This is a genomic window from Chryseobacterium sp. AG844 (assembly GCF_003182335.1).
GTDB lineage: Bacteria > Bacteroidota > Bacteroidia > Flavobacteriales > Weeksellaceae > Chryseobacterium > Chryseobacterium cupriresistens.
The window spans coordinates 59,707-74,143 of the sequence record NZ_QGTV01000011.1; the positions used below are offsets into that span (position 1 = coordinate 59,707).

The window sequence follows — 14,437 nt, forward strand, 5'->3', positions numbered from 1 at the left end:
TCAGAATGAATGAATTTCTTTGCGCCGTTGCGTATTCCAACAAAAACAACAAAAAGCAGGACTTCATTTGAAGTCCTGCTTTTTGTTTTATGATCTATTCCTGAAAGTTATTCAGGTTTATAAGAATCTTTCAATGTTACTGTTCTGTTGAATACCAAGGTATCTTCAGTAGAATCCTGATCTTTTGTAAAATATCCGATTCTCTGGAACTGTAATGGTTCTCCTACAGCAACTTCTTTCAGGCTCGGTTCAGCAAATCCTTTCACTGTAGTTACAGACTCAGGATTGATGAAGTTCAAGAAGTCTACATCTTTTTCCGCATCAGGCTGTTCCACTGTAAACAGTTGGTTGTAGATTCTTACTTCTACAGGAATAGCATGTTTTGCAGATACCCAATGTAAAGTTCCTTTTACTTTTCTTAAACTTTCCTCTGTTCCGCTTCCTGACTTACTCTTCTCATCATACGTAGCGTAGATCGTTGTAATCTCACCATTTTCATCCTTCTCCACTCTTTCAGCTTTGATGATGTAAGCAGACTTCAAACGAACTTCTCCTCCTAATTTAAGTCTGAAGAATTTATTGTTAGCTTCTTCCTTGAAGTCTTCACGTTCAATATAGATTTCTCTTGAGAATGGTACTTCTCTTGTCCCTGCATCTTCCTGTTCAGGATTATTCTCAGTTTCTAACCATTCTTCCTTATCTTCCGGATAGTTTTCGATCACTAATTTCACTGGATCTACTACTGCCATCACACGCTTGGCAACCTTATTCAGGTCTTCACGCACGCAGAAATCAAGCAGCTGAATTTCAATAAGGTTTTCTCTTTTCGCAACCCCTACTTTTTCAATAAAGTTTCTGATAGAAGCCGGAGTAAATCCTTTTCTTCTCATCCCAGAGATAGTAGGCATTCTAGGATCATCCCATCCGGTTACGACCCCTTCAGCAACCAGTCTCTGCAGCTTTCTTTTGGAAGTAATCATATAGGAAACATTCATCCTTGCAAATTCTCTCTGCTTGTTTTTAACCTTTCCTTCTTCATACACCTGGTCAAGATACCAGTTGTACAACGGTCTGTGATTTTCAAACTCCAGAGAACAAAGGGAATGTGAAACCTGTTCGATATAATCGGATTCACCATGAGCCCAGTCGTACATAGGATAAATTTTCCAGGCTGTACCTGTTCTGTGGTGAGGTTTATTCAAAATTCTGTACATCACCGGGTCACGCATATTCATATTAGGAGAAACCATGTCGATTTTTGCACGAAGAGACATCGAACCGCTTTCAAACTCTCCGTTTTTCATCCTTTCGAATAAATCTAACGATTCTTCAACAGGACGGTTTCTGTATGGAGATTCAATTCCCGGCTCTGCAGGATTTTTTCTTTGCTCGGTAATCACTTCAGAAGGCTGCTCATCTACATAAGCTTTTCCTTCTTTAATTAACTGAACTGCCCAATCGTAAAGCTGCTGGAAGTAATCGGATGCATACAAAACTTTATCCCATTTGAAACCCAGCCATTCAACGTCTTTCATAATAGAGTCTACGAATTCCTGTTCTTCTTTTTCAGGGTTCGTATCGTCGAAACGAAGGTTTACGGGAGCATTGTATTTTTCGCCCAGCCCAAAATTGATGCAGATGGCTTTTGTATGCCCTACATGCAGGTAACCATTAGGTTCAGGCGGAAAACGGAAACGAATCTGCTCTCTTTTCAGACCGTTTGCCAGATCATCTTCTATAATTTGCTCAATAAAATTGAGTGATTTTTTTTCTTCTTCCATTAAAGTAGCTTTTATTTTTTAGCAAAAAAAGTTTCACAAAGTTACGGAAAAATAAGCTTTTGTAAAAGTGGTAATTTAAATGCCTTACCTGTTGTATTTCAATATTTTTCACTAATTTCGGAAAGCTAATACCATTTTAACCATTAACCGTTATGGCTGTTTATATCTTAAGCAACCGGAAAATTATCCGGCATAAAGGTGAAAGAGTAGACTCTTTTTCCAATGAAGAATACTCGATTCCTAATTTCAGAATCGCCAGGTGCGATTTTGAGAATTATAAGGAGCCTTCAGCACAAATCAAAAAGAAAAAGGATTATACCAACAGAAATATTTTAAATTACAAGCTTTTTTCTGAACCCGAAAAACAGGGTTATGAAGAAGTTCTGGAGGTCCTGCTGAGCGAAAAAGGAATTAAAAAATCCTCTCTTACAGCCAATAATCTTGGCGGAACCCAAAGAATGTTTTATGAACTGTACAAAAACATGTCTTCTACCAAAGACAGAAGTGATGTCATGATATTCATCCATGGTTATTTATATGATTTTGATGATGAATTAAAAGCTATACTTGATCTGAAAAAAATATTTATTGATAATCCAGCCTCTCCTGTGGAGCATATTTTATTTGTAAGCTGGCCCGCCTCCGGCAGTATAATCCCGTTGAGTTATTTTGATGATAAAGCTTCCAGCATCAATTCGGGAACATCTTTGATGAGATTGTTCTATTTCTATACTCAATTTTTAAAAGATATTTTTTCCAACCGGGATCTTGCTCCCTGCAATCAAAGAATACATCTTGTGGCTCACTCTATGGGAAACAGAGTGCTTCAAAGTATGTTATACAGCCTTAAAAGGGAAAATATCCTTCGTGTTATCGACCAGGTTCTCCTGTTAAATGCTGATGTGAGCTATAAAGTATTTGAAGATGCTGAGGATTCATTTAATAAGCTGCCCTTACTGGCTAACAGGATTTCTATTTACTTAAACAGACAGGATATTATTCTGGCGGCTTCTCAGTTTACGAAAAATATTCTCACCCCAAGGCTGGGTAAAAATGGTCCGAGCGGTATTGATCAATATAAAGATATTGTGTCTGTCATCGACTGTACTTTTGTAAAAGATGATCTGCTTAACAATTTTAAATATGAAGCAGGAAACCATTGGGGATATCTTTCCAGTTCGCAGGTACAGCATGATATTTTCCAAAATTTATATGGAATTGACAGAAATCTTATTTCCAACAGGTCTAAAGATAATGAAAACATTTTCACAATTTTTTCTTAACAAATAATTAAAATAATCTCCAAAAAATGAATTATACGTTAAAAATCAGCTAAAAAATATCAGTATGGCACAATGATTGCTAATTCATTTGTTAGGGAATTACAATTTTTAATTATGGGACAGATTAAAAAAAGGTTTTCTAATATATTAAACTATATAAAGAAAGCCATTTTCGTAAAAGATGTGATTTAATTGAGTAACAACCTCTAAATCAACAAAATATTCGATCTATAACTGCCAGGTCCTCCTACAGACCGGATTAAAAAAAATTCAAATATTCTGAACAGGAAGGGATTGCAGGTAAAAACTGAAACCATACAAATCCATATTCAATACTATCTAAATATTTCAGGGGAATTGTTAAATAATATTAAATAATTCCCCACATGTTGTATAATTCAAAAAAGTTATCGACATTTACTTACCAATCAAATAAAATCAATAATATGAAAAATCTAAAGAAAATCAAAAGAGGAGAATTGAAAAAAGTCAAAGGGGGAAGACCACCGCTTGGGTGCAACAACTGGGATCCGGCAGCGATGTGCTGCAGAGCATGGGCACCTGACTACTGTGGGCAAACTACATGTCCGGATTCACCTCCACCATTATGCTAATCAACTTTTTCAGTTATATTTTGAACCACAGCAGCTCATTTCTGAGTTCTAAAACGGATTCAAAATTATTGACAAATAAAGCTCCAGTGCCCAAACCTTGAGGCATTGGATTTTTTTTGGTAAAAGTATACTGAGCAATGGCATTCAATCCAATATTACTTTCTAATGCTGAAGTAATCCACCAGTTTATATTCTGATTTTCCGCAAGGGAAATCCATTCATCAGAACCTGAAAAACCTCCTACTAATGCAGGTTTCAAAATAATATATTGTGGCTTAATTGTTTCCAAAAGTTGTTTCTTCTTTTCGGGATCTATAATTCCGATCAATTCTTCATCCAATGCAATCGGAGTAGGTGTTTTTGCACATAACTCAGCCATTTCATCCCAATTGCCGGCCTTGATAGGCTGCTCAATGGAATGGATATGAAGATCAGTAAGCTGCTGTAAAACCATCACCGCTTCGTTTTTACTGAAACCTCCATTGGCATCCACACGCAGTTCCAATTGATCTTTGGAAAACTTTTCTCTTAATTTCTGAAGAATAATATGCTCAGATTTCCAATCCACACCTATTTTTAATTTGATACAGTGAAAGCCTTTTTCCAGTTTTTCCTGAATCTGTTCTTCCATATACGTTGCGTCGCCCATCCATATCAGACCGTTGATGGTAATGGCAGATTTTCCTTCAGTAAATTCACTTGGAAAATATAGGCTGCCTCCATATTTTAAATTCTGCATAGCCTGTTCATATCCAAACCAGATTGAAGGAAACTCTTTTAGTTCCTGCTTCAAAAAAACGCTGTCCTGATTAATATTTTCACAAAGCCACTTCAGTTTTTCTTCATAATCAGGCCTGTCATCAAAACTCAGCCCTCTGAAAACAGCACATTCCCCTACTCCTTTTCTTCCCTCTTCGGAAATTGTCAGAATGAAGGTCTCTTTATCAAGCAAAACGCCGCGAGATGTTCCACTCGGGCGCTTAAATTGTAATAAATATTGTACGTAAGTTGCTTCCATTATTTTACGCTGTCGATACGCATAAACTCTTCTGCTTTTTCCACCATGTCGATACTTCCACAGAAGAAAGGAATTCTCTGGTGAAGTTCTGTAGGTTCTATCTCCAAAATTCTTCTGAATCCGTCAGTTGCTTTTCCTCCGGCCTGCTCTGCAAGGAATGCCATTGGATTACATTCGTATAACAACCTTAATTTACCATTCGGAGCCTGTGAATAAGAAGGATAAATATAAATTCCTCCTTTCAGCATATTTCTGTGGAAATCCGCCACTAAAGAACCGATATATCTTGAAGTGTAAGGACGGTCACCTTCTTCCATCTGGCAGTATTTAAGATAATTTTTTACCCCCTGAGGGAATTTGATATAATTTCCTTCGTTGATAGAATAGATTTTACCTGTTTTTGGGAAAGTCATATTAGGATGGGAAAGATAATATGTTCCTAGAGACGGATCTAATGTAAATCCGTTTACTCCGTTACCAGTTGTATACACAATCATGGTAGATGAACCGTAAATAACATATCCCGCAGCAATCTGATTGATACCTTTCTGTAAAAAGTCTTCCAGCTGTACCGGAGTTCCCGGTTCTGTAACTCTTCTGTAGATGGAGAAAATAGTCCCTACAGAAACATTTACATCAATATTGGAAGATCCGTCCAAAGGATCAATCAGTACAACATATTTACTTAAATGTCCGTTTTCACCGCATTTGATATCAATAAAATCATCATTTTCTTCAGAAGCAATACCACAAACAACCTCTCTCTGAGACAAAGCCGTAATAAAAATTTCGTTAGCGATTACATCAAGTTTCTGCTGTTCTTCTCCTTGGATGTTCTGGTTTCCTGCAGCTCCTGTTATATCTACAATTCCGGCCTTATTTACTTCTCTGTTTACCACTTTCGAAGCCAATCTTATTGCACTTAGAAGACGAGAAAATTCACCTGTAGAATACTGAAAATCGTCCTGTTTATCTATAAGAAATTCTCCTAAAGTCTGTAATGGTTGATTTGACATATTTTTCTTTTTACGTTTTGCCCAAATTTCGGAAAATTTATCGCATTGAGAAAATTTAATTAAAAAAGAGATTAATCATTGTATTTCAGAAAGATACAAACAAAACATGACATTACACGAACCCTTTACTGAAAATTATACCTCCTAATTTGTTTAATCAGAACCCAAAAAAAATTAATTTATTTCATGAATTGTTGATTTTAAGGAAATCTTAATTCTATCTCCGCGTAAGGCTATTTCATATCTCGTTGTAAATTTATAATTTTGACGTCCGTAAAAAACTCATATAATTTTTTATCTAACAATTTTATTTTTAACAATTTAATGAAAATTTTCAAGTTTGGTGGAGCATCGGTAAAAGATGCTGACAGTGTAAAAAACGTGTCCATGGTTCTAAAAAGCCAGGGATTTGCCAAATGCTTGCTGGTGATTTCAGCAATGGGTAAAACGACAAATGAGTTGGAAAAAGTTGTAGAACTTTATTTCAAAAAAGATAATTATCAAACTGAGATTGAAAAGATAAAACGAAAACACATTGAGATTGCGGAAGGACTTTTCCCTGAAAATCATGCGGTTTTTGCTGAAATCAATCTTTTCTTTGATGATATTGATTCTTTTTTACGAAGAAATAAATCTCCCAACTACAACTTCGTATACGATCAGGTGGTAAGCTGTGGAGAAATGATCTCTACTAAAATCGTGAGTGAATACCTGAATGAGATCCAGTTTACAAATCAGTGGCTGGATGCCAGAGATTATATAAAAACGGATAATTCATACCGGGAAGGTACGGTAGACTGGACAAGAACGGAAGAATTTATTTCCCATCTTAATCCTGAAATCTGCTATGTAACTCAGGGATTCATCGGTTCTGACGACAACAATTTTACGGTAACATTAGGAAGAGAGGGTTCCGACTACTCCGCTGCTATTTTTGCTTACTGCTTAAATGCTGAAGCAATGACAATATGGAAAGATGTACCGGGAGTAATGACCGGAGATCCGAGAAAGTTCAGTGATGTAACCCTTCTTTCCAATATTTCTTATGAGGAAGCTATAGAAATGGCTTATTATGGTGCCAGTGTTATTCACCCTAAAACATTACAGCCGCTACAGCAAAAAAATATTCCTTTTTATGTAAAATCTTTCGTGGATCCAAGCAAAGAAGGAACAAAAGTAGGTGCTTCCGAAAAGAACCAACAGGAAGAATCTTATATTCTGAAAGAAAACCAGGATCTTTTGAAAATCTCTACAAGGGACTTCTCTTTCATCGCAGAAGATCATATGAGCCTGATTTTCGGATATTTATCTAAATATAAGATCAAAGTTTCCCTGATGCAGAATTCTGCAATCTCTCTGGCATTGTGCCTGGAGGATAAATTTAATCATATTGATGAGCTCAATGAAGAGCTTCAAAAAATTTTTAAAACCGAAGCAATTAAAAATGTATCTTTATTCACAGTAAGAAATGCGAAGAAGGATCACATTGATAAATTTTACCATGAAAAAAATGTATTATTGGAACAAATCTCCAAGAATACTCTTCAAATGGTAACACAATAATATTAATTGCGACTAAACACACATGAGTTTAATTTCGAAAAACGATCTGATCAAAGCTTCCGGCTTAAATAAAATTGGGTTTCTCAAGAACCCGGTAGCATCTGCTGTGATGAGCATTGCTAAAATAAATGAAGTAAATAAATTATACGATAAATTAAAAGACAAGGAAGGCAAAGACTTTTTCGACTCATTTGTGAGAGAAAGAAACCTAAGCTATGTAGCTTTTGAAGAGGATCTGGCAAAGATTCCGAAAACAGGACCGTTTATTCTGGTTTCCAATCACCCGCTGGGTGCTATTGACGGTATTCTGATGTGCAAGATCTTATCAGAGGTTCGTCCGGATTTCAAGGTAATGGGGAATTTCCTTTTGGAAAAGATCAAACCTATGGAACCGTATGTAATCGCTGTAAATCCTTTTGAAAACAGAAAAGAAGCTTACAGCAGCTCTTCTGGAATGCGTGAAACACTCAAGCATTTACAAAACGGAGGCTGTGTAGGTATTTTTCCGGCAGGAGAAGTTTCCAACAAAAACAACCCTTACGGCGAAATTTTAGATAAAGATTGGGAAAAGACGGCACTTAAGCTTATCAGAATGGCTAAAGTGCCGGTAGTTCCTATGTATTTCCATGCCAAGAACAGCAGACTTTTTTATCAGGTAGCTAAACTTCACCCGAATTTACAGACGCTGATGCTTCCTGCAGAAATGATGAATGACAGGGAAAAACCTATCAGAATCAGAATCGGACGTCCTATTACCGTAAAGGCAATGGACGACATGGAAACGATTGAGGAATTGGGAGAGTTTCTGAAACGTAAGGTTTATATGATGAAATCTTACTATGAAAAAAGAAAATCTCTTGCTCAAAGCATTAATCTTCAAAATTTATCGGTCAAATTTCCTTTACTCAAGGAGGAAAATATTGTTCAGAATATCATTGATGAAACACCTCTGGAAGACATTATCAAAGATGTTGATAAATTGAGAGGAACTGAAAAAATGCTTTTCAGTAACGGAAATTACGAGATTTACTTTACGACTTACGAGGAAATCCCTTCTATTATGAGGGAAATCGGACGTCAGAGAGAGCTCACCTTCCGTGCGGTAGGTGAAGGAAGTAATCTTCCGTTTGACCTTGATGAGTATGACAAACATTACCACCATCTTTTCCTATGGGATAACGGTGAGAAAAAACTGGCCGGAGCTTACAGAATGGCATTGGGTAGAGAGGTAATGAAGAAATACGGTATCAAAGGGTTCTATACAAGCTCTTTATTTGAGTTTGAGCAGGACATCCATCCTTTTTTCAAAAAGGTGATTGAAATGGGCCGTGCATACATCTGCCAGGAATATCAGCAGAAGCCACTTCCACTCTTTCTTTTATGGAGAGGAATAGTACATGTATGTCTGAGAAATCCGGATCATAAATTCCTTATGGGTGGTGTGAGTATTTCGAACAAGTTCTCTGAGTTCTCAAAATCGCTGATGATTGAGTTCATGCGTTCCAATTATTTCGATTCTGCAGTAGCACAATATATCACTCCTAGAAATGAATATAAGGTAAAGCTTCGCGACAGGGATAAAAATATTTTCTTTGAAGAAATGGAGTCTGACCTCAACAAGCTGGACAAGATTATTGATGATCTTGAACCTGAATTGAGGCTTCCTGTCCTGATCAAAAAATACATCAAACAAAACGCAAAAGTAATTGCTTTCAACGTAGATCCAAACTTTAATGATGCGATAGATGGATTGATGTATATCCGAATCAGTGATCTTCCGGAAAACACGATTAAACCGGTATTGGAAGAGATGAGTGAACAGATCAGAAAAGAGCAGGAAAATAATCCGACTGATAATCAGTAAGTTTTTAACTTTATTAAAAAAAAGTACGATGAATACTTGCTTTGTATACTAAAACTTACTACTTTTGCATCACTTTAAAACAACGAAGTAAGTCAAACAAAAATATAATGGTTTCTTAGCTCAGTTGGTAGAGCAATGGATTGAAAATCCATGTGTCCCTGGTTCGATTCCTGGAGAAACCACTTTAAAACCTCTGATTAGTCAGAGGTTTTTTTGTTTTTATGGATTAATGATTAAGCACAATATTTGGGGCTATACAAATACCTGCATTTTTGTGATAAAATTCTTTCTTTTAAAAGGACATGAACTGTTATTTAGAATTTCCATCTTACAAAAGCTTCCATGGCAGCATAAGTAGCAAGTCCCATTTTGTGATAGGTCTCTGCCGTTTCTCTGTTTCTTTCTTCTGCTCTCTGCCAGAATTCTCTCATATCTGTCCCTTGAAATACTACCCCATCTTTTTGAGATTGATGTTTAAAAATCCCATAGCGTTTTTCCAAAATTTGATCCGGACTTAATGGTACTGCCATTTCTATTTCTTCAATAGACCACTCTTTCCATGCTCCTCTATATAACCATAACCAACAATCTTTCATGTATTCCTTCGATTTTAAATTTTTAACAGATTCAAAAACAGCATCCAGACACACTTTATGTGTTCCATGAGGATCTGCTAAATCACCAGCCGCATATATTTGATGTGGTTTTACGCTGTCTATAATATCCGTTACAATTTCTATATCCTCTTTACTCAATGGCTTTTTTTCTATTCTGCCTGTTTCATAGAAGGGCATTTCCAAAAAATGAATCTGGGTGTCTGGTATTCCCACGTAATAACAAGTAGATCTTGCCTCCCCTTTCCTTATTAAACCTTTTATATGTCTTACTTCAGGAATATCAATATCACTGTTTTTCTTATTTTGTAAAAATTTGATAGCTTTATCAAAAATCTTTTGTGCTGCATTATTTTCAATGCCAAACATTTCATTATAATCACATACAAAATTGGCAAACCGCAATGCTTCAGAATCTGCTACAGCTATATTGCCGGAAGTTTGATAAGCTACATGAACTTCATGACCCTGTTGGTGCAGTCGTATGAAAGTTCCTCCCATACTGATAATATCATCATCCGGATGCGGACTGAATATAAGTACTCTTTTTTTGGCAGGAGTTTTCCTTTCCGGCCTGTTACTGTCATCTGCTCCCGGCTTACCTCCCGGCCAACCCGTTATGGTGTGTTGTAATTTATTGAAAATCTCAATATTGATATTGTAAGCCGGACCTTTGTCTGCTAACAAATCGCTCATTCCGTTTTCTATATAGTCAGAATCGGTAAGCTTTAATATAGGTTTCTCTATTTTTTGGGCTAATCCCAAAACTGCTTTTCGGGTTAATGCATCAGTCCATTCTATTTTTTCTACCAGCCATGGAGTATTAATTCGGGTAAGCTTATGAGCTGCTGCCTGATCCAATACAAAAGTTGCGTTTTTGTGTTCCTGCAAATAAGAAGCCGGCACCAGGTTGGTAACAGGACCTTCTACAGACTCTTTGATGATATTTGATTTAGATTCACCCCACGCTAATAGTATTACTCTTTTCGCCTCCATTATTTTCTTCACTCCCAATGTAATAGCTGTTCTGGGGGTATTCGATAGTCCCAAAAACTCATTGCTGGCTGCCACTCTGGTGATATGATCTAAAGCTACAAGTCGCGTTCTGGAATTTTGCAGGGAGCCCGATTCATTGAATCCGATATGACCATTACCGCCAATACCCAGAATCTGCAAATCTATCCCACCTAAGGCTTCTATTTTAAGTTCGTACTCTGTACAGTAATCTGCTATTTCCTCTTTGGGTAATGTTCCGTCAGGAATGTGATAGTTTTCAGGAAGAATATCTACTTTATCAAACAAAAGTTCTTTCATAAAGCGAACATAACTATGTACGGAATCCGGTTCCATAGGATAATATTCGTCAAGGTTGAAAGCAATTACGTTTTTGAAACTCAATGCTTCTTCTCTGTGCATGCGTACCAATTCAGCGTATAAGCTCTTGGGTGAGGAGCCGGTAGCCAAACCTAAAATGCAGGGTTGTTTTTGAGACTGCTTTACACGGATAAGGTCTGAAACCTCTTTTGCTACGGATTTTGAAGCTGAAAGTGAATCTGTGAAAATAACCGTTTCTATCTTTTCAAATCTTTTTTCAAATCCTGTAGAAGAATCTATTGTGCTTTTTAACATAGTAATTTGGTTTTGGAAAGTGATAAAATTAAATTATATATAGAACTTGTATTTCTAATTTCAATAAAAAACAAAAAAAAAAGAGATACTTCATATATACATCATATCATTATATAATTAATTATCAACACTTTAAAATTAAAAAGATAAAGTCTATTTGTGGCAATGATTCTTCCAAAAATATTTTTGATTTTTTTATTAAAATCTTCAGTACCAAGGGTATTATACCCATTTGAATTTAATAATTCATGAGCTACTATGGCTGTTGCTTCCAATTCTTTAGTCTCAAATTGAATTTTTGGTCGTCCAGCACCAGCCTCATCAATAGTGTAGGTTGATCCCTGTTTAAGTTGTTTTTTTAAGACATTTTCGACGATACTATCACTCTTATATTTTGTACCAATTATAGAATGAATATCTTTTTTTTCTTGCCTGTTATTATTACCACTAGCGAATAGTAGAGGTACCATTAAAACATTTAGTATTTTCATCATATTAAATTTGTGTTTCACAATTAAAAAGAAGCACACCCATTTCTGACTGTGCTTGATATATTATTTTTAGGATGTTGTTTTCGCCATTCTGCATAATCCATAGGTTGGTATCCCGAACCGCAACTTCCTTCATATTCGCACTCACCTACATAATAAGCATCATAATCCGCATTATCCCACCATTCTTTAAATTTTGGAAGACTGAAAAAATTATTTTCTTTTATAACCTTAAAATCATCATCATTCAAAAAATAGCGAAGTCTAGCCATCATCTTATTATCATCATTAAATTTTTTATCATAATTATATTGTTCAGCAAAATATGCCAAGTTTGCCATTAGTTTTAATTTTTCGTTTCTTGTAAGGTCAGTGGATTTATCACGTCCCAAAAATTCTAAATAGCTTTTGATATTATCAATAATAAATCTATTTTCAGATGGGTCATTTGGTATATGGAGTTTTTGAAGAAGCTTGAATGTATCTGCATGCAGTTTGAATTTTCCATTACACACTTTAGCCCAAAAAAGCTTACCAAAATTCCGGGGATCCTTTTCATCAAATTTTGTTTTTTCTATAACCCATTTTAATAAATCAGGATCTTTTGTATATCCGAAAGTTTTAACTAAACTTTCCATGAAACTTTGATCATTTAAAATAAGCCATTTAAATTGTGGCTTACTATCATTAAAAAGGTACATATTACGTGCAATAATATATCGTGGAACTTTAATTTTAAAAGAATTATCACCATTAATATTTATTAATTCCTTTAATAAAAGCATTGGAAAAATAAACTGATTATTAGTATTGATAAAAGTATTCTGAGTAGTTGAATAAAGTTCATACTTATTTTGTTCAAGTGTCACAGGATTGCCATCAAGGTGATTACCAAATACTGTTATGTACCCATTCTTTTGATCAATACTCACGCATTTATTAGAGCTATGACTGATTGAAAAAATAGTTTCAATCTTATTGTTAAAGGATTCAGCTTTTGGTTCAATATAACCATTACTGATCAGATCATCACAGATAATAGAAGAAGCTAATTTTAGATCTTCTACATTCAAATTATAAGGATCATCATATTCAACTTCATCAGACTCAATTTTCTCTTGTAGTTTAATATGTTTTTTAATATTTTCAATTAAATTTTGTGATTTTGTATATTGCTTGTTTGTAGTATTCATGCTGTTATTTTGTCCCATACTATTACAAGCAATGAGTAGTAGAATAATTGTAAAAATATTTGAAGTTCGCATCCCAATTTGTGTTTAAAAATTAAAACAAGCATATTTAATTATGAATTTAATCCGGAGCGCCTACACTATCAAATCCTTCTGCGTAACTAATTACTTCTTTTAAATTTGGAAGATTATAATAATTATTTTTCTGCATTTCTTCTTTCAACTTGGGCCATTTAATCTCACTTCTTGAATCATCTTCAAAATATGCTCCTAAAATATTCCATCTAAGATCCCAGCCATCCTGATTCCTATGATTTTTTTTGAACAGGAAATCATAAGTATTTGCAAGATAAGCTACCATTTTAATTTTTTCATTCTCTGAATAATTATTGTATTCATCTGTTTCTAATAATTTTGAAACAAACTCCATTAATCCATGTAAATCTTTAGGATTAGAGCTCTTTTGATAAGTATCAGTCAAACTCTGCAATATCCCTTCCCGTATTTCTAATTCTTTATTACAATTTTTGGCAAATATAAGTTCACCTATTTTATATTGATCTTTAGATTGAATATATTCATTAATAAGCATTTCATTAAATTTAGGTTCTTTATCATAACTTAAATTTTTAACCAATAATTTTATAAAGTTTTTATCATGAGTCACTAACCAAATGATATATGCTTTGTTATCATTGAACAAATACATATTTCTGGCAATAATTCTTTGATTATTTACTTTTCTTTGCTCTTTTAGATTTACCACATCTTTCCAGTGTGGAATTTCAACTTCGACTTGTGAGCTTGATTTTCTAATAATTTTACTAGATTCGATATCACTTAATGTTGGATATTCTTTTTGATAATCAATAATTTCAGGTAAATAGTAAAAGTCGGTGAAAAGTTTTCTTTTTTTGTCAATATATCCTCCTTCATAATCAACACTATTATTACTATAAGTTACAAAACTTCTGTCACATTTATCAAAATAGTTTACGTATAAAAAATGTGATTGAGAATCTGAATCAATGATTCTTCCAAAAATATTTTTGATTTTTTTATTAAAATCTTCAGTACCAAGAGTATTATACCCATTTGAATTTAATAATTCATGAGCTACTATGGCTGTTACTTCCAATTCTTTAGCCTCAAATTGAATTTTTGGTAATCCTGCACCAGCATCATCAATAGTGTAGGTTGATCCCTGTTTAAGTTGTTTTTTTAAGACATTTTCGACGATACTATCACTCTTGTATTTTGTACCAGTAATAGAATGAATATCTTTTTTTTCTTGCCCGTTATTATTACCACTAACGAATAGTAGAGGTACCATCAAAACATTTAGTATTTTCATCGTGTAAATTTGTGTTTCAC

At 34.7% G+C, this 14,437-nt stretch carries 11 protein-coding genes and 1 tRNA gene; 5 read left to right on the plus strand and 7 right to left on the minus strand.

The genetic code is table 11. The annotated features are described in order from the left end of the window. Positions 1–107: 107 nt before the first annotated feature. Positions 108–1,781 (minus strand): glutamine--tRNA ligase/YqeY domain fusion protein, encoded by a 1,674-nt coding sequence (locus DEU40_RS12575; RefSeq protein ID WP_110010149.1) that lies wholly within the window; start codon positions 1,779–1,781, stop codon positions 108–110. A 152-nt stretch (positions 1,782–1,933) separates the two neighbouring features. On the opposite strand from DEU40_RS12575, the gene DEU40_RS12580 reads away from it, so the two are divergent. Beyond that, positions 1,934–3,064 (plus strand): alpha/beta hydrolase, encoded by a 1,131-nt coding sequence (locus tag DEU40_RS12580; protein WP_110010150.1) that lies wholly within the window; start codon positions 1,934–1,936, stop codon positions 3,062–3,064. 446 nt (positions 3,065–3,510) lie between these two features. Then, the gene (locus tag DEU40_RS22455) at positions 3,511–3,678 is read left to right on the plus strand and encodes a bacteriocin-like protein (RefSeq protein ID WP_171006348.1); all 168 of its coding nucleotides are present in this window, start codon (positions 3,511–3,513) and stop codon (positions 3,676–3,678) included. 13 nt (positions 3,679–3,691) lie between these two features. On the opposite strand, the gene menC is transcribed toward DEU40_RS22455, so the two are convergent. Continuing rightward, positions 3,692–4,696, minus strand: coding sequence for an o-succinylbenzoate synthase (gene menC / locus DEU40_RS12585; protein ID WP_110010151.1), 1,005 nt, complete (start codon positions 4,694–4,696; stop codon positions 3,692–3,694). Further along, entirely contained in the window at positions 4,696–5,712 is a 1,017-nt protein-coding gene (gene fbp, locus DEU40_RS12590; RefSeq protein WP_110010152.1) for a class 1 fructose-bisphosphatase, read from the minus strand. The genes menC and fbp overlap by 1 nt, the downstream gene beginning before the upstream one ends. A gap of 324 nt (positions 5,713–6,036) precedes the next feature. On the opposite strand from fbp, the gene DEU40_RS12595 reads away from it, so the two are divergent. From DEU40_RS12595 to DEU40_RS12605, 3 genes are all read left to right on the plus strand, one after another. Beyond that, entirely contained in the window at positions 6,037–7,275 is a 1,239-nt protein-coding gene (locus DEU40_RS12595) for an aspartate kinase (RefSeq protein WP_110010153.1), read from the plus strand. A 22-nt stretch (positions 7,276–7,297) separates the two neighbouring features. Further along, positions 7,298–9,139: a lysophospholipid acyltransferase family protein gene (locus DEU40_RS12600; RefSeq protein ID WP_110010154.1), complete on the plus strand. Its 1,842-nt coding sequence runs from the start codon at positions 7,298–7,300 to the stop codon at positions 9,137–9,139. A 109-nt stretch (positions 9,140–9,248) separates the two neighbouring features. Next, positions 9,249–9,321: transfer RNA gene (locus tag DEU40_RS12605), tRNA-Phe, on the plus strand. A 132-nt stretch (positions 9,322–9,453) separates the two neighbouring features. Here the strand turns inward: DEU40_RS12605 and nagB are convergent. The 4 genes from nagB to DEU40_RS12625 form a co-directional block, all read right to left on the minus strand. Beyond that, the gene (gene nagB / locus DEU40_RS12610) at positions 9,454–11,382 is read right to left on the minus strand and encodes a glucosamine-6-phosphate deaminase (protein ID WP_110010155.1); all 1,929 of its coding nucleotides are present in this window, start codon (positions 11,380–11,382) and stop codon (positions 9,454–9,456) included. Between the two features lie 101 nt (positions 11,383–11,483). Next, positions 11,484–11,876, minus strand: coding sequence for a hypothetical protein (locus DEU40_RS12615; protein WP_110010156.1), 393 nt, complete (start codon positions 11,874–11,876; stop codon positions 11,484–11,486). A 20-nt stretch (positions 11,877–11,896) separates the two neighbouring features. Further along, complete coding sequence (locus DEU40_RS12620; RefSeq protein WP_146207850.1) at positions 11,897–13,066, minus strand: hypothetical protein; 1,170 nt, start codon at positions 13,064–13,066, stop codon at positions 11,897–11,899. Positions 13,067–13,184: 118 nt separating this feature from the next. Next, on the minus strand, positions 13,185–14,417 hold the full coding sequence (locus DEU40_RS12625) for a hypothetical protein (protein WP_110010158.1): 1,233 nt from the start codon (positions 14,415–14,417) through the stop codon (positions 13,185–13,187). Positions 14,418–14,437: the final 20 nt, after the last annotated feature.